General features: G+C 57.0%; 19 protein-coding genes, 1 tRNA gene and 2 pseudogenes. 15 read left to right on the top strand and 7 right to left on the bottom strand.

Going from position 1 to position 19,599, the window contains the following annotated elements:
* Positions 1-312: 312 nt before the first annotated feature.
* Complete coding sequence (locus LY284_RS12765; protein WP_233386537.1) at positions 313-684, bottom strand: hypothetical protein; 372 nt, start codon at positions 682-684, stop codon at positions 313-315.
* Between the two features lie 568 nt (positions 685-1,252).
* Here LY284_RS12765 and LY284_RS12760 point away from each other — a divergent pair.
* The 5 genes from LY284_RS12760 (at position 1,253) to LY284_RS12740 (ending at position 5,922) form a co-directional block, all read left to right on the top strand.
* A complete protein-coding gene (locus LY284_RS12760; protein WP_233386535.1) occupies positions 1,253-1,840 on the top strand; it encodes a recombinase family protein in 588 nt (195 codons plus the stop codon).
* A 390-nt stretch (positions 1,841-2,230) separates the two neighbouring features.
* The gene (locus tag LY284_RS12755) at positions 2,231-3,211 is read left to right on the top strand and encodes an ADP-ribosylglycohydrolase family protein (protein ID WP_233386534.1); all 981 of its coding nucleotides are present in this window, start codon (positions 2,231-2,233) and stop codon (positions 3,209-3,211) included.
* Between the two features lie 349 nt (positions 3,212-3,560).
* The gene (locus LY284_RS12750) at positions 3,561-3,947 is read left to right on the top strand and encodes a transposase (protein WP_014194150.1); all 387 of its coding nucleotides are present in this window, start codon (positions 3,561-3,563) and stop codon (positions 3,945-3,947) included.
* A complete protein-coding gene (tnpB, locus tag LY284_RS12745) occupies positions 3,914-4,282 on the top strand; it encodes an IS66 family insertion sequence element accessory protein TnpB (protein ID WP_014194149.1) in 369 nt (122 codons plus the stop codon). Before LY284_RS12750 ends, tnpB begins: the two co-directional genes overlap by 34 nt.
* A gap of 65 nt (positions 4,283-4,347) precedes the next feature.
* The gene (locus LY284_RS12740; protein ID WP_233386516.1) at positions 4,348-5,922 is read left to right on the top strand and encodes an IS66 family transposase; all 1,575 of its coding nucleotides are present in this window, start codon (positions 4,348-4,350) and stop codon (positions 5,920-5,922) included.
* On the opposite strand, the gene LY284_RS12735 is transcribed toward LY284_RS12740, so the two are convergent.
* The 3 genes from LY284_RS12735 to LY284_RS12725 all read right to left on the bottom strand — a co-directional run bounded on the left by LY284_RS12735 (position 5,906) and on the right by LY284_RS12725 (position 9,330).
* Positions 5,906-6,478: a hypothetical protein gene (locus tag LY284_RS12735; RefSeq protein ID WP_233386506.1), complete on the bottom strand. Its 573-nt coding sequence runs from the start codon at positions 6,476-6,478 to the stop codon at positions 5,906-5,908. The genes LY284_RS12740 and LY284_RS12735 overlap by 17 nt on opposite strands.
* Positions 6,479-6,632: 154 nt before the next feature.
* Entirely contained in the window at positions 6,633-6,881 is a 249-nt protein-coding gene (locus tag LY284_RS12730) for a hypothetical protein (protein ID WP_233386503.1), read from the bottom strand.
* Between the two features lie 1,141 nt (positions 6,882-8,022).
* Positions 8,023-9,330 (bottom strand): hypothetical protein, encoded by a 1,308-nt coding sequence (locus tag LY284_RS12725; RefSeq protein WP_233386501.1) that lies wholly within the window; start codon positions 9,328-9,330, stop codon positions 8,023-8,025.
* A 252-nt stretch (positions 9,331-9,582) separates the two neighbouring features.
* On the opposite strand from LY284_RS12725, the gene LY284_RS12720 reads away from it, so the two are divergent.
* The 8 genes and pseudogenes from LY284_RS12720 to istB all read left to right on the top strand — a co-directional run bounded on the left by LY284_RS12720 (position 9,583) and on the right by istB (position 17,063).
* Positions 9,583-9,975, top strand: coding sequence for a hypothetical protein (locus LY284_RS12720; RefSeq protein ID WP_233386499.1), 393 nt, complete (start codon positions 9,583-9,585; stop codon positions 9,973-9,975).
* A 1,059-nt stretch (positions 9,976-11,034) separates the two neighbouring features.
* The gene (locus LY284_RS12715) at positions 11,035-12,030 is read left to right on the top strand and encodes a restriction endonuclease (RefSeq protein ID WP_233386497.1); all 996 of its coding nucleotides are present in this window, start codon (positions 11,035-11,037) and stop codon (positions 12,028-12,030) included.
* Positions 12,031-12,038: 8 nt separating this feature from the next.
* Positions 12,039-12,437, top strand: a complete 399-nt coding sequence (locus LY284_RS12710; RefSeq protein ID WP_233386490.1) for a hypothetical protein — start codon at positions 12,039-12,041, stop codon at positions 12,435-12,437.
* Between the two features lie 182 nt (positions 12,438-12,619).
* On the top strand, positions 12,620-13,336 hold the full coding sequence (locus tag LY284_RS12705) for a hypothetical protein (protein WP_233386488.1): 717 nt from the start codon (positions 12,620-12,622) through the stop codon (positions 13,334-13,336).
* A 60-nt stretch (positions 13,337-13,396) separates the two neighbouring features.
* A complete protein-coding gene (locus LY284_RS12700) occupies positions 13,397-14,131 on the top strand; it encodes a nucleoside 2-deoxyribosyltransferase (RefSeq protein ID WP_233386486.1) in 735 nt (244 codons plus the stop codon).
* 18 nt (positions 14,132-14,149) lie between these two features.
* A pseudogene (locus tag LY284_RS12695) lies at positions 14,150-14,629 on the top strand (transposase); the annotation flags it as partial.
* Between the two features lie 118 nt (positions 14,630-14,747).
* Positions 14,748-16,271: an IS21 family transposase gene (gene istA, locus LY284_RS12690; protein ID WP_233387171.1), complete on the top strand. Its 1,524-nt coding sequence runs from the start codon at positions 14,748-14,750 to the stop codon at positions 16,269-16,271.
* Positions 16,264-17,063: pseudogene (gene istB, locus LY284_RS12685) on the top strand (IS21-like element helper ATPase IstB). Before istA ends, istB begins: the two are co-directional and overlap by 8 nt.
* A 129-nt stretch (positions 17,064-17,192) precedes the next feature.
* On the opposite strand, the gene LY284_RS12680 reads toward istB, so the two are convergent.
* On the bottom strand, positions 17,193-17,693 hold the full coding sequence (locus LY284_RS12680) for a hypothetical protein (RefSeq protein WP_233386484.1): 501 nt from the start codon (positions 17,691-17,693) through the stop codon (positions 17,193-17,195).
* A gap of 77 nt (positions 17,694-17,770) precedes the next feature.
* Between LY284_RS12680 and LY284_RS12675 the strand changes: the two genes are divergently transcribed.
* Positions 17,771-17,838 (top strand) — tRNA-Ala (locus tag LY284_RS12675).
* 110 nt (positions 17,839-17,948) lie between these two features.
* Positions 17,949-18,356, top strand: coding sequence for a VOC family protein (locus tag LY284_RS12670; protein ID WP_233386474.1), 408 nt, complete (start codon positions 17,949-17,951; stop codon positions 18,354-18,356).
* Positions 18,357-18,359: 3 nt separating this feature from the next.
* Here the strand turns inward: LY284_RS12670 and LY284_RS12665 are convergent, their stop codons facing one another.
* Positions 18,360-18,911 (bottom strand): YaeQ family protein, encoded by a 552-nt coding sequence (locus LY284_RS12665; protein ID WP_045451732.1) that lies wholly within the window; start codon positions 18,909-18,911, stop codon positions 18,360-18,362.
* Positions 18,912-19,086: 175 nt separating this feature from the next.
* Positions 19,087-19,431: a surface attachment protein Sap1 gene (gene sap1 / locus LY284_RS12660; RefSeq protein ID WP_014192781.1), complete on the bottom strand. Its 345-nt coding sequence runs from the start codon at positions 19,429-19,431 to the stop codon at positions 19,087-19,089.
* Between the last annotated feature and the right edge of the window lie 168 nt (positions 19,432-19,599).

Here is a 19,599-nt window from a genome sequence, read left to right as displayed (position 1 = left end):
AGAACGGTGCCCGCGTTGCGAGGGTCGGGCGTTCCTCACAGTCACCGTGGCGCGGGGATAGGTAAGGCACCCGCTTGTGCTGGGCCGCCCGGAAAGGGCAATACGCGCGGAATTCCTACTGATTGTATTCTTCCAGCAACTGGTGGCATGCCAGGTTGAAGATTGCAAGAGCAAAATCCGCCGTCAGGCGACGCTTCATTTGCCGGACAGCGCATTCCTAAGACCGAAGCATCCACCATGCAGACCTTTACTACCACAGTTTGTCCGGGCCCGCTCCCTGGTCCCGGATTGGGCGCAGGGGGTCTAATAGAATCACCTATTAATTTTAAATGCGAAATCGCGGGAATGTAAAACATGGCGCCATTGAATTGTGAATTTGCGGTCACAGTAATTGCGTCTTCCAAAGCGCTTACATTGCTGAAATTGCTTACTACCATCAATAATATCCCCTTTATGCCATAACATTGGTTCGCAGCTGGCGCCGGTTACAACGAGATCGCTGGTCAGTATCGTACTGGCTACATTTCCAACATTTCGAAAACGTAGTGAAAGAATTAGGGTGCTTCCGTTTAGTTTGCCATCGATGTAAAAGCCGCCGTCCTTCTGCTTGCACACACTCCAAGCATCGACGATGTTGGGATCGGCAACTAGTTGTAAAAGATTGATGTAGTTAGAATCGCTCATTGAATTGGCAACGTTGCCGCATGCGTTTGTCTTGAAGCTATTCGCGCTCCCTTGGTTATACGATCCACCAAGTTCGACCGGAATACCGTCTACTGGGAACCCAAGTTTCCGCCCGCCGCCGCTGTTATCTTGTGCCGTTTGTAAGCTATTTGAGCAGAAACCATTGGTCAGCGCAGAACGTAGATCGCCTGTCCTAGTACTCTGGTAGGTATTGCGAATACCTTGTTCTAGAATCGCACTGCAATCGTCTGCTCTCGCAAGAGGAAGCGAGAGTGTAAGAAAAGATGGCTATCTTTGTGACCGCTTCCAGCTGCTTTGCGACGCCATGACAGTCTCCTGCGAAAGAGGGTCAGCGTAACTAGCACAGTAGATAGTCTTGCTGGATGCGAAAGGAAGTTGATAGCTCAGGCGTCTGTATTCGTATCGAAAGCCTCCTCCTTGGACAGCCAAGATGTCCGAAATCGAGCACTGACGTACATCCCGAATCAATATGTTCAAAAGTAGGCTTGTAAACCTTCCGTACAGGTAGTAATATTCGGACTCCCTTTTCGGACATGTTGAGGTGTAGATGACACGACTCTTCGGTTACTGCCGGGTATCTACCGCCGACCAAACTACCGACAATCAAGTAAAAGAAATCGAGGCGGCAGGATTCTCAGTAGTGAAGCAGCGGATCATCACCGAGACGGTATCCGGGTCTGTCGCGGCGGTAGAACGTAAAGGCTTCGCCAAGCTCCTCGACAAGCTAGAAGAAGGCGATGTGCTGATCGTTACGAAGCTGGACAGACTTGGGCGCAACGCGATGGATGTACGTGCGACCGTTGAGCGACTCTACGCAATCGGCGTCCGGGTTCACTGCTTGGCGCTTGGCGGCGTGGACCTCACAAGCCCGGCTGGTCGGATGACAATGCAGGTCATAAACGCGGTTGCCGAGTTCGAACGCGACCTTCTCATCGAGCGGACCCAATCGGGTCTTCGACGGGCGAAGGCACAAGGGAAAGTCTTCGGACGACCCTCGGCCCTTACGGAAGCGCAGCGCGCCACTGTAGTCGAACGGCTGAACGCTGGTCTTCCGGTTGCACAAATCGCACGCGAGATGCAAACCAGTAGACAAACGATCATGCGGGTACGGAGTACTGTGACGGCCCAGCAGTGATCGCGCGGGAGTACCCGACGTGTTACCACCGGCGGTGTTGTGTTACCACCGGCAGTACTGCCGACGCGTTACCGAGGTAGTGCCGACCTACGTCACTAGTGGCGCTGCCGACCTGTGTCACCTGTGATGTTACCGATCTGTGTCACCGGTAGTGTTGCCGACCTGTGTCACCTGTGATGTTACCGATCTGTGTCGCCGGTAGTGTTGCCGACCTGTGTCACCGGTGCTGGTACCGCCGACGTGTTACAGGTGGTACTGCCGCCCTATGTCACCGGTGGTGTGCCGACCTGTATCCCCGATCGTGGTGTTGCCGACCTGTACCACCAACATATCGCCAACGACTTGTACTAATCGAACCCGGCGGTTGCAAAAAAATCCCAAGGAGAATTCATGGCGCAAGGTTCTGACTTCATGTCGTTTCAAGCCTGCCGCGACCGACGTGTGGGCGGTATCGTGGGCCTGCTGGTCGGCGACGCTCTGGGCGTGCCATACGAATTTCACGGGCCTGAGGACGTTCCCCAACGGGAACTCCTTGAGATGACGCCGCCGCCCGGATTCCGCCGCGCACACTCCGGCATTCCTACCGGAACGTGGAGCGACGATGGCGCACAAGCATTGGCGCTGCTTGCAAGCCTTCAAGGATGTGGTCGCTTCTCGCTTGTCGATTTCGCGGACAGGCTTCTACGGTGGGAGGGCGACGGCTACATGGCCGTAGACGGACATGTCTTCGACATTGGCATCCAGACTGCCGAAGCACTTTCTCGTTTGCGCGATGGCGTTCCTGCCCGAGAGTCAGGCGGTACCGACGGGTGGGACAACGGAAACGGATCATTGATGCGCGTTCTGCCCTTGGCGCTTTGGCATCGCGGTTCCGACGAAGAACTGGTCCTTGCTGCGCATCTAAGTTCACTGCCGACTCACGGTCATCCGCGTTCGCAGGTTGCCTGTGCGATGTACTGTCTTGTCGCGCGCGGCTATCTGGCAAGTGAAAACGACCCTTGGCCGGTCGCAGATGAGCGTTTGCGGACCATCTATGCTGATTGGCCGAAGGCGAATGAACGTGGGGCATTCATAGCTGAGATTGAGACGCTTCGTGAATTCGGCAGATCGGAACAGCCTCGCGGTACCGGGTACGTAGTTGACAGCCTCTTCTCGGCACGGTCAGCACTGCGTGAAGCGACGTTCGAAGATGTTGCCAAGGCAGCAATCAGCTTTGGTAACGATACGGACACAACCGCTGCGGTTGCGTGCGGATTAGCGGGGATCAGATTCGGCATCGACGGAGTTCCTTCGCGATGGTTGCAACATTTGCGAGGGTTCAACGTCGCCCAATCTTTGTTGAACGGACTGAGGAAAAACGGCCAGCGATAGCTGCTAAGGCGGCGAGCGGGGCGGGGTTGGGCCAGACGACGGTGCCTGCAAGACCAAGGCTCGATGAGGACCACCGCCTTCGGAGCGAGTGTCACCATCAGTAACGCTGCTGACTTCCCGCTACAGTCCCCTTCTAGGTCAACTGAGGCGGGAGGAGATCAATTTTTCTCTCAACGAATCGAGAGCACTGAATTTGCGGGCTTGACGAATTAGTTCGCCAAGCGATACGCCACGTTCCACACTCATATCGAGATGTCGGTAGGTCAATCGTAAGCGGCTCGGCAACTCACCTTGAATGTAGCTGAAACAGTTGGGAGTATCGTGTCCACTAAAGCGAATAAGCGGACACGTGAACACTATCGAAGAAGAGGCGTTGCCGACGCGTCGCCGTCGTCGGCGCTACACCGAAGAATTCAAGGCGCGCGTTGTCGCCGCTTGCCAAGGCACCGGCGTGTCAGTGTCGGCCGTGGCGCTGGAACATCGGCTCAACGCGAATCTATTGCGCCGCTGGCTTGATCAGGCAGAAGGCAAACTTCCAAAGCGTTTGTCTGAAGGCCCGGCAGAAGCTCAATCGACACCCCTACCAGCGTTCGTCCCTGTTGCTATGGGAGTAAAGGAGGTAGCCTCGACGGAGATCCGTGTCGAAGTTCGCCGGGGCAGTCAGTCGATAACCGTGAGCTGGCCGGTCTCCGAAGCCGCGCAATGCGCGACGTGGCTGCGCGAGTGGCTGCGGTGATTCGTGTCGACGAGATCTGGCTAGCAGTCGATCCGCTGGACATGCGGGCCGGCTTCGACACGGCGTTGGGGCGCGTGGTGAAGGTGTTCGGCGCCGCGCATCCGCACCACGCCTATCTGTTCACCAACCGCCGCGCCAACCGACTGAAGGTTCTCGTCCACGATGGCATCGGCATCTGGTTGGCAGCGCGCCGGCTGAACGAGGGGCGGTTCGTCTGGCCGCACGCTGGCAGCGAACCCAAGCAGCAGTTGCTCACGCACGAGCAACTGGCGGGCTTGGTGCTCGGGCTGCCGTGGCAGCGCATCGGCCAAGATGGCGTGATACGCATAATCTGACGCGTTAAGGGCGACGTATACAGTTCTGCTTCTCGCGTTTGCGGGGTTCTGGCAGACTGGTCTGCATGAACCCGCCGGCCGACCTCGACGACCTCAATCCAGAGCAGTTGCGCGCCCTCGCAGCGCAACTGCTCGCCGAGGTCCACGCCAAGGATCTGGAGGTAACGGAGAAACGGCGAGAGCTCGGTGAGCTAGAACGGGAGCTGCATTACCGACAAACTCGCATCGACCAACTGACTCACGAGATCTCCGTGCTCAGGCGCCAGCAGTTTGGCCGGCGCAGCGAACAGCTCAACAGCGAGCAAATGAGCCTGCTTGACGAGGCGATTGATGGCGACCTGGCTGCCATTGAGATAGAGCTCGAAGAGCTCGAGCCTTCACGCAAGCGCCAACACGAACCGTCCAAGCGCGCACCCTTGCCGCCGCAGTTGCCGCGTGTCGACATCCGTCACGAACCGGACAACACGGTGTGCCAATGCGGATGCGAACGTGTTCGTATCGGCGAAGACATCAGCGAGAAGTTAGATTACGCGCCGGGCGTGTTCAAGGTGGAGCGACACATTCGCGGTAAATGGGTATGTCGCCACTGTGAGACGCTAATCCAGGCACCCGTGCCCGCGCACGTCATCGACAAGGGCATCCCAACCACCGGACTTCTAGCGTCGGTACTGGTCAACAAATTCGCAGATCACTTGCCGCTGTACCGTCAGGAGCAGATCTTTGCTCGGGCGGGCCTGGCGATACCGAGATCCACGCTGGGAGCGTGGGTGGGCACATGTGGCGCGCAGTTGCAGCCACTGGTCGACGCCCTTCGTCGAGAGATCTTGCAGCAAGGCGTGTTGCACGCCGACGAAACGCCGGTGCAGATGCTCAGCCCCGGCAAGGGGAAGACGCATCGGGCTTATCTGTGGGCATATACGTCCACGCAATTCAGTCACCTTCGCGCGGTGGTGTACGACTTCGCGGGCAGCCGAGCTGGAGAGCATGCCCGTACGTTCTTAGACGGCTGGCGTGGCAAGCTGGTGTGTGATGACTACGGCGGTTACAAGGCCTCATTTCTTCAGGGCATCACCGAAATCGGCTGCGCAGCTCACGCGAGGCGCAAATTCTTCGAACTGCACGCCAATCACAGCAGCCAGCTTGCTGAGCAGGCGCTACCGTTCTTCACCGAGCTCTATGACATCGAGCGCGATGCCGCGACCTTGGATGTCGAAGCTCGACGCCAACTTCGTAAAAGCCGAGCCAAGCCCGTGTGCGACGCGCTCTATGAATGGCTTGTCACACAGCGGAAACTCGTTTCTGACGGATCGGCCATTGCGAAGGCTTTGGATTACAGCCTGAAGCGCTGGGAGGCGCTGACGCGCTACCTCGATGACGGGCACGTACCAATCGACAACAATTGGGTCGAAAATCAAATACGCCCATGGGCCATCGGCAGGACCAATTGGTTGTTTGCGGGGTCGCTTCGCGCAGGCCAACGTGGGGCTGTGATCATGAGCCTCATTCGCTCAGCGCAACTGAACGGGCACGAACCCCACGCGTATCTGAAAGACATCCTGACACGCTTGCCGGCCCACAAAGCGTGCGATATCGCATCTTTGCTGCCTCATAACTGGCAGCCTCTCACGTCTGTCGCGTAGCCCTTCGCCCGTCAAGACGGGTTCGCTGGCCGCTTACGGTCAATCGGTCCCGGATCACTTTCGACAGTAAACGGCATTCGCGGACATTCGCAATCCCTTCCGTGCGCAACATTCGGCTCAACTCCCTTCGTTGAAGATTCCTGCTCTTACGCTTGCGCTTCAGTGCTTCCTTGATAGATCGGTCAATTGCGATGTCTTGTACATCTCTGATCCACAAGGTGTCTCGTTGGCGCACTAACTCATCTCGGTGGTGTGCATCGCCATACCGCATGTTGCGAAGATCGTGGCCTTCACGCAGTAGACGGATCACTTCGATTCGTTCGGCATCGGGCGCGTGCTCACCCTCATTGCATTCCCGGAGCGTTATCCAGTCCCACATCGTGTCAGCGGCGTCCAATTTTCGTAAGAACGCGTATACGTCTTGTTGCGCTCGGAGAGTGGAATAAACGTGCTCGCGCACGCGGATTTCTACCGCTCTCCTTGTCTTACCAACGTAGAAGTATTCCCGCTTCCCCGCTTCGGCGACCGTAAAAAGTCCGTAAACGATGTAGGGCATGTATTCCGCGTCTCCAAAGGTGTTGCCGGAAGGATAGGAAGGGTACGGACGGCCACTTCAAGCGCGCGCCAATCAAACGGAACTATTTGACCGATGGGGGCCTTCTCTTTACGGTAAGCGGCACATGCTTATAGGTCGGCCGACTCCGCCGATCCTACTTCAGTACGCTGATGCGTATCGGCTGGTCGTCGTCGCCTTGTACTTGCATCTTGTAGCCCCCGGACTTCGAACCAAAGATAATGACTTTCGGTGAATAGGCGTAGTGATAGTGGTAATGGTAATCAGCTTGCTGAATGATATGTCCATCCATGAGTTTATAGACGGTTTCTCCCTCCCATCCGTGAAATTCCCCGTCGATCTGTCCCTCATATGCGCCCTGAGCCACAGCGGTGGCCGAAGTCATTGAGATCACCATTGCCGCCATAGCTATTCTTATCATCGACCCGTATCTCCGAAAAGTTGCACTTATGAAATCATTCACTCTCACCGTTCTATATCGGCAGCGGAGGAGCAAAGTTTATCCTCGTCGTAGTTGCGTCCGAGGATGAACGTTTGCGAGGGGCATCAGATTTCGTGAGAAATCGGGGTGGTGTTGGAATGATGCCATCGGTACGCTATCTGATTGGCGACTGCCTTCGCTCAAACCGTAGTCTTAATCCGTATCTTCGCTAGGTAAGATGTCCTCTGTGAGGATATAGAATCCCAATGCGTCGGCAGCGTCTGGTACGGTGTCGCCAACAAAAATCACATGACCTCGGGGGAATTACCATGAAAAGCAAATCGATTGTTGTCTGTTGCCTGTGTCTGATTTCATGCGCCGCGTTCGCGCGTGGTGGCGGCTTCGGTGGTGGACACAGCAGTTACCATTCGAGCGGGACCGGTGAACACTACGTCAGCGGATACACGCGTAGCAATGGTACGTACGTCGCGGGACATCACCAAACGAATCCCAACGACACCAAGTACGACAACTGGTCCTCAAGAGGGAACGTGAACCCCTACACCGGCAAGCCCGGAACAATCGATCCGTCCAAGTAAGGGCGACTCGGGCAAGGTGCAGATCGCGTAAAGGACGGGAATCTCGATGCGATTTCCCGTAGATGCGGCAGTCACTGACGTGGGCTGCTGCCCTGCTACCGTCCTCGAAGCAGTGCGCACTTGCACCGCCCCTTATCATCGAAATTCAGGCAAGTTCTGATACCGCCTTGGCTCGGGTCAAATCCGCGAAAACTGACGACACGACTCCTACTAAAGGCCAACGCAGAAAGCGCGCAGAGTCGTTCTACTTCGAACGTGCGCAAGGGTTGGTGACTTGCTGGCCGACTGGAACCATCGATGCAACAGGGGAGGAACCTGACATTCTTGTCGAAGGACCAGGGGTACGGTACGGCGTAGAAGTGACCGAGATGCTTCGCGGGAACGTGCGTGCTGTCGAAGAAAGTCGCAGGTTGATTTGCGAGAAAGCTCAGAAGCTATTCCTGCGAAGCGTCGACGCGGACTGCCTTGATGTGAAGGCAATCTTCCGGGAGCATGTCGCGCTAAGTCTAAAAGATCAAGATGCGGCGGCGACCAACCTTGCTGCGATAGTCGGCTGCCGGATCGGGTCGATACCTTCGGGTGTATTGTCGGTTATCCAGTGACACCTGCCATCCATGCGCGATCTCAGTGATGCCGCCGTTGATTCGCTTTGGAAACTGCGTCATGTTCGAGTGGAACCGATATTCATCGCTGACTGATGCTACTCCGGGCAAAGCGATCATCGTTTCCCGTTTCAGAGAGGGATGCACCATCACGTTGATGCGGTTTATCCTCGATGTTGTCTTCACGACGTAGACGATCTGACCGCAGGGGGCCTCGAACTCTGCTAATTTCGTCGTCTCCTTCGTTTGCCTGTATCCGGCTTTTCGGACCTCGGCGAGGATGACGGCAACGCCGTCAGAGGTTGCCCCTAGCTTGGCAGTACCACGACCCTTCCGGGCTACGGGCGTCACCTTTGCCAACGGGGCTGCGCCGGACTTCTGCGTCACCGGTGCTTCGTGGCGAACTATGACTGTAGGGGCAGTTCCTCCGAGACGGGAAGTCGTCGACGTGTGCATCCGCTCATACGCGCGGTCCAGCCACCCGGTCCTGTTATGGACCGGATCGTTGGCATCCAGTTCGTGCTTCGCCACTTCACGAAGGTAATAGCGCGTTGTGCTGCCGCCAGAATTGGACGGATGGCAGAACGATCCCAAGACTTGGTCGCGGCGAACGACGCCTTGCTGCACACACCATTCCAGTGCGGCTTCGGGACATGGACCGAGGCCGACAAATAGTGCCTCGGATTGCATCTCCTCGACTGACGGTAAGAAGCAGTCGCGGAAACATTCGCGAAGAAGTGGTGACTTGATGACTTCGTCGAAGCTTCCTGCGAACATCTTCCCGTTCTTAAAGGCGGCGTGCGGTACGACAGATGTCGAGTGAAGCAGATCGGCATCTGATCCCCACAGCGATTCAACATCCGAGATTCCTAGCAATTTTTCGAACCGGAAGTGCCGTAGCATTTTCAGCAGGTTGGGCCGCATTGAAGGTCCGCCGAACGCGCCGACCTTCTTGACTTCGCGGAGTATCACGTCGATGGGGTGCCCCTGCCTCAGAAGCTCCTGCGCCTTGCCATACGCGAGCGCAAGCTGTGTATTCCCCGGAGTGATACCAACTATGACAAGTTTTGCATCGCAGTTCACATATTCGAACGGTATGTATCGAAGCTCGCAGAACCCGGCTTGCCCTAGACTGAATTGAAGCGCATTGATCCCGTCAGCGCCAGCGCGGCAAATTTCATCGGCGAAGTGGTGGAAGAGATCACGCTCCATCTTATTTTCCTTGTTGTTGGCTTCTCGACGACGGAGAGTAACAATCCAACATGGGATGTGAAAGGGGTTGCCACGGACCTTATGTTCGAAGAGCCGCAGACACCGACCGTCGCAGTCTCAGCAATCGGACGACACGATCTCGACTGTTTAACGTTTGCGAAAGGGTCGCACCTCCGGACGAAGGCGAACCGATTAAAGACTACGAATCTGCGACCGTTATACCGGCTTTGCGCTTAGGTCGAGAGGACGGGAATGACGCGTCGTGTAATTGGAATTGGGCTGGTGCTTGCTTCAATGATGGCTGGCTGCGCTACCCCTCCGCCACAGACAACAGCGGGCGGCATACATCGAATGGTTGGCAAGTCCATCGACTATGCTATTGATGCCTTGGGGTATCCGACATCCGACAGGGAAATCGTTGGACATCGCGTGGTTCTATGGGAGGTCAACGAACAGGTAGGTACCACAGCGACATACGACGAGACATTACGAGCGAAAATAACGAGAAATGTCGTGAAGAAGTGCAAGATTGAATTGGAGATCGGCGCTGACATGCGGGTCATTCGTGGGCGCTATGAGGGCAGCGAACGCGATTGTTATGCTTATCGTGTGGCGATGTACAAAAGAGCCGAAGGTAGGAGTTGAGACCCACGACCGATGAACGGGATCAATCGAGTCGGGGACCGGAATCGACAGAAAGGGAAGCTGCGCAAAGCGTTTGCGAAATACGGCGAGCCTTTTCGCCTTGACGACCTGTTCTCGACCATTGATGACGGCTGCCAATCTGGCATCTGTGCGGATTCATAGAATAAGAAGAAGGGATAGGTGGGATGAGCAAAATCACCGAATCGAAGCCCTCTACGATTGGTCTCGATCCGACCATCCTTGGTGCAGGATGTCGATTCCGACCCAGGACCCGCGAACCGGTGCCAAGGGATTTCGGCGGGTCGAGAGCGAGACAGATATTCTTGTTGTCTTTCGCAAACCGGATTTGACGAGGTTTGCGCTTCATATAGAGAACAAGCTAGCGTCGGGTACGTTCACACCTGACCAGCCCGACCTGTACGCCGGGCGAGCGCGACGGATGGCCGGAAATCCGAAGTACGGCGACTACTCCGACTTCGAAACAGTGCTAATCGCCCCACGGAAGTTCTATGAACGATGGCCCGAGGGTTCTGCAAAGTTCGACTGTTACGTGTCGCACGAAGATATCTCTACGCGTCTTCAGGAATTTGCCGTAAGCGTGGTTTAACGGTTGGTATTGCGGCAGTGCGCCGTTATTGAAAGCCGATAACAAGATAGAAGGTGAAGTTATGAAGAAACTAGTTGCGCTCGCATTCACTGCCATGTTTTCCGGCTGTGCTACCACTGGTACAGACGGCGTAGTGCAGATTGGCCCTGACTTTTACATGATCGGTGGTCTGGGAAAATTCACCGATTTCTCGGCGAGCGCCGTCAAGGCGCGCATGTTCCAAGACGCCTCGAAGTATTGCGCAAACCAAGGTCGTGTTATGTCGCCTGTTGGAAGCACCGGCAGAGATTCAGGCTTCGGGACATACGCGTCCGCAGAGGTACAGTTCCGGTGCTTAGTGGCGCGTGAGTCGCAGCCGTCTACGTGATCACCAAACCGGCAAGTCGAAGCGCGGTCGATGTAGATGATGGACGCAGCCAGCAACACCATAAACGAGTTAGACGGGGTATTCGATGGGAACGATGTGGATGATCCGCTCAGACGGCGGCAGCCTTTACGAGGAGTTTCGCGAACGAGGTATCGCGGCGATAGGCTGGAACCAACTTGCCCCTCATGCCAAAGTCGGCATGACCAGAAAGGAGTTGACCGATCTTTACAGGTCGCTGGAACCGGCAACGAAAGAAAAGACGGCCATCTCCGGGGCATCGCAGGTATGGCGGTTCATGAACGAAATCAAGACCGGCGATCTGGTCGTCACCTATTCTCCTGCGAACCGTACGTACCTGATCGGTAGAGTGACGGGCGACTGCGAATATCGGGCCGATTTGGCGGAAGCGGAAATGTCGTTGGTACGGACCGTTGCTTGGAACGACAAGGAAGTCGAACGTGATAGCTTGACCGACGTTACCAAGAATAGCCTTGGCTCTACGCTGACCGTGTTTGTAATTGCCGGATTCGCCATGCAGGAGCTTCTGGGAGAGGCGACCGGCAAGCCTATGCAGCCAGCCCCCGAGATACCGGAAGATCAAGTGGAAGCCGATCCGCTGTCCGGGATGCAAGCACTCGCGCTCGAACGGATCAAGGACATCATCAGCAAACTGGATTGGGCCGAGATGCAGGAACTGGTCGCCGGAATCCTTCGGGCGATGGGATACAAGACGCAGGTTTCTCCGGCTGGCAGTGACCGAGGAAAGGACATCATCGCGTCCCCTGACGGCTTCGGATTCGAGCATCCACGAATCATCGTGGAGGTGAAGCACCGGAAAGGGCAGATGGGAACGAGCCACATCCGAAGTTTCCTTGGTGGGCGTCACCCCGATGATCGTGGTCTGTTCGTAAGCACTGGCGGATTCAGCAAAGAGGCGTACTACGAAGCTGACCGTGCATCAGTGCCCCTGACGCTGTGGACCTCGGACCATGTCGTGCGTGCGTTGAGCGACCATTATGAAGACACCGACGCCGAGACGAAGCGGCTTGTTCCGTTGAAGCGGACGTATCTGCCAGCCTGAGGCAATTTATGAATTTCACGGAAGCGTTTCGCGGCTACGGGGCAATCCCGACGAATCCGCAATGGGCTTTCAGTGCAGTTTCTGATCGCGGAGACATCGTCGTTAGCTTGTGGCAGCACAAGATCAAGAAAGACCGCGACTTGGCGGCGTTCGTCTACAGAGACTCAATCACCCGGTCTGGTAAGAATCAGCTAGGGCATAAATTGTTCGCCGACCATCTGCAACTTGCGTTCAACGATCAGGCCAGACTTCGAATTGTTGTCGCTACGGCGGAGGATTGGACGTTGGTTGAGGAGGGAAAAGACGGGAGCACGATCCGCAAGACGTTCCACCTGTGGCGGGAAGTGATTGGGAAAGTTCGAGAGTTTGATGGAGACAACTATCTGATCGTGTTTGAACCTGCCTGACCTAGTAGGCGATATATCAGGCGTCGGCGGCACGAACTGTTGAATTGGTATGCGCGAATCACGGGACTGTTGGGAGCATCGACCTTCCTGCCGGCGAATGTCTACAACCTAGAACTCACTTCCAGATGAAAGCAACTGTGCCCGAGTGGTTCGAGATTCTCGATGACGCGACGGAGAAGGTCATGCGACGCATCGCCGCTGCTTCCGCGTCAAACTCGATGTCACTACAGGTCAAATATTCGCCAACTTTGGCGTACTGGTTCATTTGCGACACACTTTCACTCGCAAATCAGGCGAACCGTGAGGGCATGCATGCAAATGCCCTTTCCCTGACTCGTCAGTGCATAGAAGCCGTTAGCGTTATCGAGGTCGGGATATGCAATCATCCCGACGCTGAAGCAATGCTGCTGAAGTGGGATGCTGATCGAGCAACGGCGGGGGAGATGCGCAAGTGGCTGCAAGCTAATGTATGGGTGAACTATGGTACCGGGCTTTGGAATGAGCCGTGGGATGTGTTCATGCGGGAACTTGCAGCCGCGATCCAACCATATGCGCACTACGGTCGCAATCTAGCGCAGTGGCAGCTACGATTTCATGGGTCTGTCGATATTGCTGAAGACTGCACTGCCGGAGCGGAGGGTTTGATGATGGAGTTACGCCCGCGCGCCTATGACGCCCAGAAGGCAACACGAATTACGCTGTTTCACGGGCTCTTAACGTACGTCCTTGGCCGGGTCTGGATGTCGAGCAATCCGGCGGATGGACATTTTGATGCTTTGATGGGTCGTTTGGGGAAGGCTCTTGGCGCGTCGCGATATTTGGACGGGCATGCTACGGATTGGAGCCAACAATTCTGGGCCACGCTGTGGGAACGTGGCGGCGGGACGATTCTAGAATGAAGTCGCTCGACGGCTTTCGGTAGAATTCGTCGTGATATCACGCGCCAAAGGTGCTCCTGTATGCCGATGTGTTTCGTAGTTCAGCCGTTCACCGATACGTATAACAAGCGATTCGATGATCTGTACAAGCCCGCCATCGAGGCTGCCGGGATGGCAGCATATCGGGTCGATCAGGATTCTTCGGCGACTGTGCTGGTCGAAGCAATCGAGAAGAACATCAAGCGAGCGGCGGTGTGTCTCGCCGACATCACGGAAGACAATCCGAACGTTTGGTACGAACTCGGGTTCGCTTACGCAGCCGGTCGTCCGGTAGTGATGGCCTGTTCCGATGAGCGCCAGAAGGCAGGAAAGCGGTTCCCGTTCGACATCCAGCACCGCGCCATCGTAACCTACAAGACTGAATCTCCAAGCGACTTCCAGGCGTTCAAGGACAATCTGACCGAAAGATTGAAGTCCATGCTCGAACAGGGGGAAGTGCTAGAAGAGATGGCGGAGCAGTCGAGCGTCGCCAGCGTTGACGGGCTGTCGTCGCAGGAACTCAATGTTCTCGTTGTCGTCGCCAGCAGTGTTCTTCAAGACGATGATGCTGCTTCCCTGTGGACTGTGCGAAACGATTGTGAACGCGCAGGGTTGAACAACTTGGGCTTCAATCTTGGGTTGCGCCGGTTGAAGGCGAAGGGGTTCATCGATGCCGTCGAGTTGCATGACGAACGCGGGGAGCCTTATTCTGCGGTGCGAGTGACCGAAAAGGCTGGCGGATTCAACCGGTCGATGCAACACCTAGAATCTGCATGAGCAGCGGAGGTGTTGCAAATGAAGCAGCGACCGAGAATCTACTACTCCGAGACCCAGAAAGCGCTGATGTGGGACCGATGGCGCAAGGGCGATACGATTCATCAGATTGCCAAGCTGTTCGATCGCGGGCATTCTTCGATTCAGCGGATACTATCGGAGACCGGCGGCATCCAGCCGGTGCAAAGGCACCGCGCGCCACAGGCATTGACGCTCGCGGAGCGCGAGGAGATTTCCCGCTTCCTGGTGTCCGGATTATCGATTCGGTCGATCGCAGCCAGGCTGGGACGCGCTCCTTCCACTATAAGTCGCGAGTTGCAGCGCAACGGAGGCGGCCAAGGCTATCGAGCAAGCCAGGCGGATGCGATCGCGTGGGAGCGGGCGCGTCGGCCGAAGGTTTGCAAATTGGTGCGCAACCAGACGCTGGCGCGAGTCGTCGCTGCAAAGCTCAACCTGCAGTGGTCCCCTGAGCAGATTGCTGGTTGGCTCAGACATGCTTATGCGTGTTTACGCCGACCGAAAATTGAGCCACTTGTAGGGATCGCGCCGACTGAAAAATGAGCCGGGCAATCAACCTATCCTGCTAGTTTTTCAGGCAGGGTGTTTGGGGATGATCCCGATGACAATGATTGGAAAGGTGCGGCGGATGTTCCACCGCCAAAACAAGTCGGTACGCGAGATCGCGCGTCTCACAAGCCTGTCGCGCAACACGATTAGCAAATACCTGAACATGGATGTTCAGGAGGAGCCGAAGTATCAGCGACGTTCGCAGCCGACCCGACTAGCACCGTTTCATGAGACGCTGGTGCAGGCACTCTGCGTGGACGCACGGCGGCCGAAGAAGGAGCGACGCACGGCCTGGATGCTGTTCCAGGAGATCAAGGCAAGCGGCTACGACGGTTGCTATTCGCGGGTGACCGATTTCATCCGGGCTTGGCGGCAAGGCGAAGGCAAGGCGGCTTCGAAGTCGGCGTTCGTGCCGTTGCAATTCGAGCTGGGCGAAGCGTTTCAGTTTGACTGGTCCGAGGAAGGACTGGTTATCGGCGGCATTTACCGTAAGCTGCAGGTGTCGCACATGAAGCTGTGCGCGTCGCGGGCGTTCTGGCTCGTGGCCTATCCGAGTCAAGGTCACGAGATGCTGTTCGACGCCCATACACGCTCGTTCGCGGCCTTCGGCGGGGTGGCCCGCCGTGGCATCTATGACAATATGAAGACGGCGGTCGACAAGGTCCACAAAGGCAAGGGCCGCACCGTCAACTCGCGCTTTGCGGTGATGTGCGCGCACTACCTGTTTGACGCGGACTTCTGTAACGTGGCCAGCGGCTGGGAGAAAGGCGTCGTCGAGAAGAACGTGCAGGACAGCCGCCTACGTATCTGGATTGAAGCTCGCGAGCAGCGATTCGGCAGCTTCGCCGATTTGAATGCGTGGCTCGGGAGCCGGTGCCGGTCGTTGTGGGAGCAGGTGAAACATCCTGACTATCGCGACCTGAGCGTTGCCGACGTATTCGAGCAGGAGCGCGCCCATCTGATGCCGATGCCGACACCGTTTGACGGCTACGTTGAACGCGCGGCCCGCGTGTCGTCGACCTGCCTGGTGGTAGTCGGACGCAACCGCTACTCGGTACCATGCGAATTTGCAGGCCAGATGCTTAGCACGCGGCTCTATCCGGGGCGTGTCGTTGTGGTGGGCGATGATGCCGTGGTGGCCGAACACGAACGGCTAGCCGACGAGGGTCTGGTGCGATACGACTGGCAGCATTACATCCCACTGATCCAGCGCAAGCCCGGCGCACTGCGCAACGGTGCGCCGTTCCTGGATATGCCCGAGCCGCTGCAACGCCTGCGCCGGGCGCTGCTGCGCGAGATGGGCGGCGAACGCGTGATGGCGAAGGTCCTGGCGCTGGTGCCGGACAGCGGCCTGGACGCTGTGCTGATCGCGGTCGCGTTGGCACTCGAACAGGCACCTCCCTCCGGACGCGTCAGCGTCGAGCACGTGGTGAATGTGCTCTCGCGCATGCGAAGTGTGCAGATGCCGCCTACGATCGATACAGCGCTACAGCTGAGCACCCCGCCGCTTGCCGACACATCGCGCTACGACGGGCTGCGCCCGGCGCTGCAACAGCCGGAGGCCGGTCATGCGTGATCTGATCGTCGAACTCAAGCAGTTGCGGCTGCACGGCATGGCCGCCGGCTGGGCCGAACTGCTTGAGCAGAATAACGTGGAAGTGGCGTCGTCGCAGTGGCTGCTTGAGCGGTTGCTGCAGGCCGAGAGTGCCGATCGGGCCGTGCGTTCGGTCAGCCATCAGATGAACGCCGCGAAGTTCCCGGTGCATCGCGATATCGCCGGCTTCGACTTCGATGGCTCGCCGGTCGATCGCCAGCTCGTCATGCAACTGGCCAGCATGACATTCACGGAGGGCGCGCACAACCTGGTTCTGGTCGGCGGGCCGGGGTCCGGGAAAAGTCATCTTGCGACGGCCATCGGCGTATCCGGCATCATGCACCACGCCAAGCGCGTGCGCTTCTACTCGACCGTAGATCTGGCCAACGCATTGGAGCAGGAAAGGCGCAGGGCCGCGCCGGACGAATCGCCGCGAGCTTGCTGCGTCTCGACTTGGTCATTCTGGATGAACTCGGATATTTGCCCTTCAGCCAAGCCGGCGGAGCACTGCTGTTCCATCTTCTAAGCCGCCTGTATGAGCACACGAGCGTTGCCATCACAACGAACCTGGACTTCGCTGAATGGTCCAGTGTGTTCGGCGACGCGAAGATGACCACGGCATTGCTGGATCGGCTGACGCACCACTGCCACATCGTGGAGACTGGAAACGAAAGCTATCGTTTCCGGCATAGCAGCGCCAGTGCAAAGAAACGCATCCGGTCGCGCGAAGCAGCGCGAAAAGGCGATGCCGCTGGCGTTTCCGAATCCGCCTGACCTCGTTCGCCGCGCAGGGGAAGCTGCTACGAGCTACGCCCTCCGCAGCTTCCCCTGCGCCACGCACTCTCATACGAAGGAGGACAACGACCACGGAAACCCATACACTTATCCACAACCGGTCCCACTTCAGACCGGTCTCCACCCCGGCTCAAAATTCAATCGGCGCGGTGGTTCAAAATTCAATCGGCGCGGACACCGAATACCCCATTCTTGCATCGCGATGCTGAAAACGTGTCCAACAAGCTGTAGTTCTCGCAATGCCGTGCCGGACGAAACTTCTCCGAGGCGGGCATCCCGCCACGACGCGACCATCTGCGGCGTTATCGAGGAGAGCGCGTGCTTCGCGAGGCTGAGTCTTTTGAAAGTTTCAATTCTGTAAGACTCGGCGCGACTTCCCCGCTTACCGCTACTGACTTCTTTGGAGTATCGGTCGAGGAGTTCTCCCAAGGTTGTCATCTGTTGATCTTGCGGGCCGTCGATCCAATGTCCGGCGTCCATAAGGCGTTCTTGCAATCTCGCCCATTTTTCCGCATCTTTCTTCAGGCCAAAGGTCTTCGATTGCGCCGGGTAGCCTTGTCGTTTGACGATTGCTTGCCAGCGGTCGTTGCGTTGTCGAATCGTAGCCATCACTTCTCCGAGGGTGACAGCAGGGTGACAAACCAGTCTGACGATGGGGGCACGAAACGCTAACCCCTTGATCTTGAAGGGTCTCAAGCTGGGAGAGCGTCGCGTTCGCAATGCGAAGGTCGGGAGTTCGATCCTCCTCCTCCCACGAAATTCAAAGGGCCTGGCTAACCGCCAGGCCCTTTTCCATTCCCGCAACACCCTCATCCCAACCCCCCCTCGCGCTAAACTGCCCTCACATTCACGCGCGAGGCATACATGCACTTCAACATCCGTGAAATCGATCACGTCGTGATTCGCTGCCTCGATCTCGACAAGATGATCCACTTCTACCGCACCGCCCTGTGCTGCCCCATCGAAAAAGAGCAGCGCGACCTCGGTTTAGTGCAGATGCGCGCCGGCCGTTCGCTCATCGATCTCCTCGCCGTTGGTGCAAAAATCGATCGCCCCGAGAGCGGCGCCCCCGACGCGGGCCGCAACATGGACCATTTGTGCGTGCGCGTCGAGCCGTTCGATCCCGATGCCTTGCGCGCGCACCTCGAACAGCACGGCGCGCGCATCGGCGAAGAAGCGCGACGGTATGGCGCCGAAGGCTTCGGCCCGTCGCTCTATCTGTTCGATCCCGAAGGCAACATGATCGAGCTCAAGGGACCGCCCGAAGCCTGAGCGTCATTGCGCGCCGGCTTTGAGGACGTTCCAGCGAATCGCAACAGGATCGACGCGTTCGCTGCTCAGCGACGCGTCGCCGTCCTGCATCATCAACTGCAAACGCATCGTCCGTTCGGCCAGCTTGCCGAGCGCTTCTGCAACGCCATCTTCCAGCGACCAGACCGTCACGTTGCGCAAGCGCTCGACCTTGCCCTTCACGCCCTGCCACCAGATATCCGCCGTTCTGCCCGCATAAGCGATGACGATCACGCGCTCCGAGCGGCCGCTCGCCTTTGAGATACGCCGCTCATCGGGCTGGCCGACCTCGATCCATGTCTGAATCTGCCCGGTGAGATCCTTTTGCCAAAGGTCGGGCTCGTCGGTATCGGAAAGGCCTTTGCAGAACTCGAGACGCTCGTCCGCGAAGAGGCCGAAGGCGGCGACGCGCACCATCATCCGTTCATCGGTCTCCGATGGATGACGCGCAATGGTCAGGGAATGATCGCCGTAATAGTGGCGATCCATATCGGCGACCTGGAGGTCGGCCTTGTAGATCGTGGATTTGAGAGCCATTCAGCATCGAACGCCGGTTCTTCGCCGGCGACAAGAATTGTCGATACGCACGACGACGTCGCGCGGAACCGACATTGTGCGTTGAATCGATGCTGATTTGGAAGACGGCAACGCGCGCGCCCGCTGCGGGCACGCGGCATAGCTGACGTTTATTTATCGAATCTTCAAAAACCGCTTATTGATCGATAAAGCGAGCCGCGGTCCACATGCCTTGTGTGTCATTATTCGAGGCATTGACGAATTCCACGTCATGTCCCACCACGCGAATCACGCGAAAATGCGATTCGACCGGAGTCGAAATGCATTCGAACCCCTCAAAAAATTGCTGCATCTTTTGATGCTCGCCGGCTCTCGCATGCTGATCGGCCGAATCGAACTTGTCTTTAGACAAGCAGCCATAAGAATTGGGCCGGAAGGTGAACGTCTGCTGAGGCTGAACGACTGCGTCCTGGGCTTGCGCTACGGAAACGACTGCAAACAACCCCATCATCGCGAAGAGAGCACTGGCGCGTTTCTGCATGTATATAGCCTCCAAACGTAATCGTTTCGACATTAGCTATGTATTTAAAAGCGGATAACCGCAAGACTCATGCTAATTGAGTATCTCGAAGTTGCAAGCATATGTTGTGTGCGATCGCAACACGTCAGAATGTCGCAGGGACGGTAACCAAATAGATCACGCAGTGGA

Origin of the sequence: Caballeronia sp. PC1 (genome assembly GCF_021353155.1) — a bacterium.
GTDB lineage: Bacteria > Pseudomonadota > Gammaproteobacteria > Burkholderiales > Burkholderiaceae > Caballeronia > Caballeronia cordobensis.
Note: the sequence above shows the minus strand (reverse complement) of the source record. Positions and strands in the feature narration are given on the sequence as shown.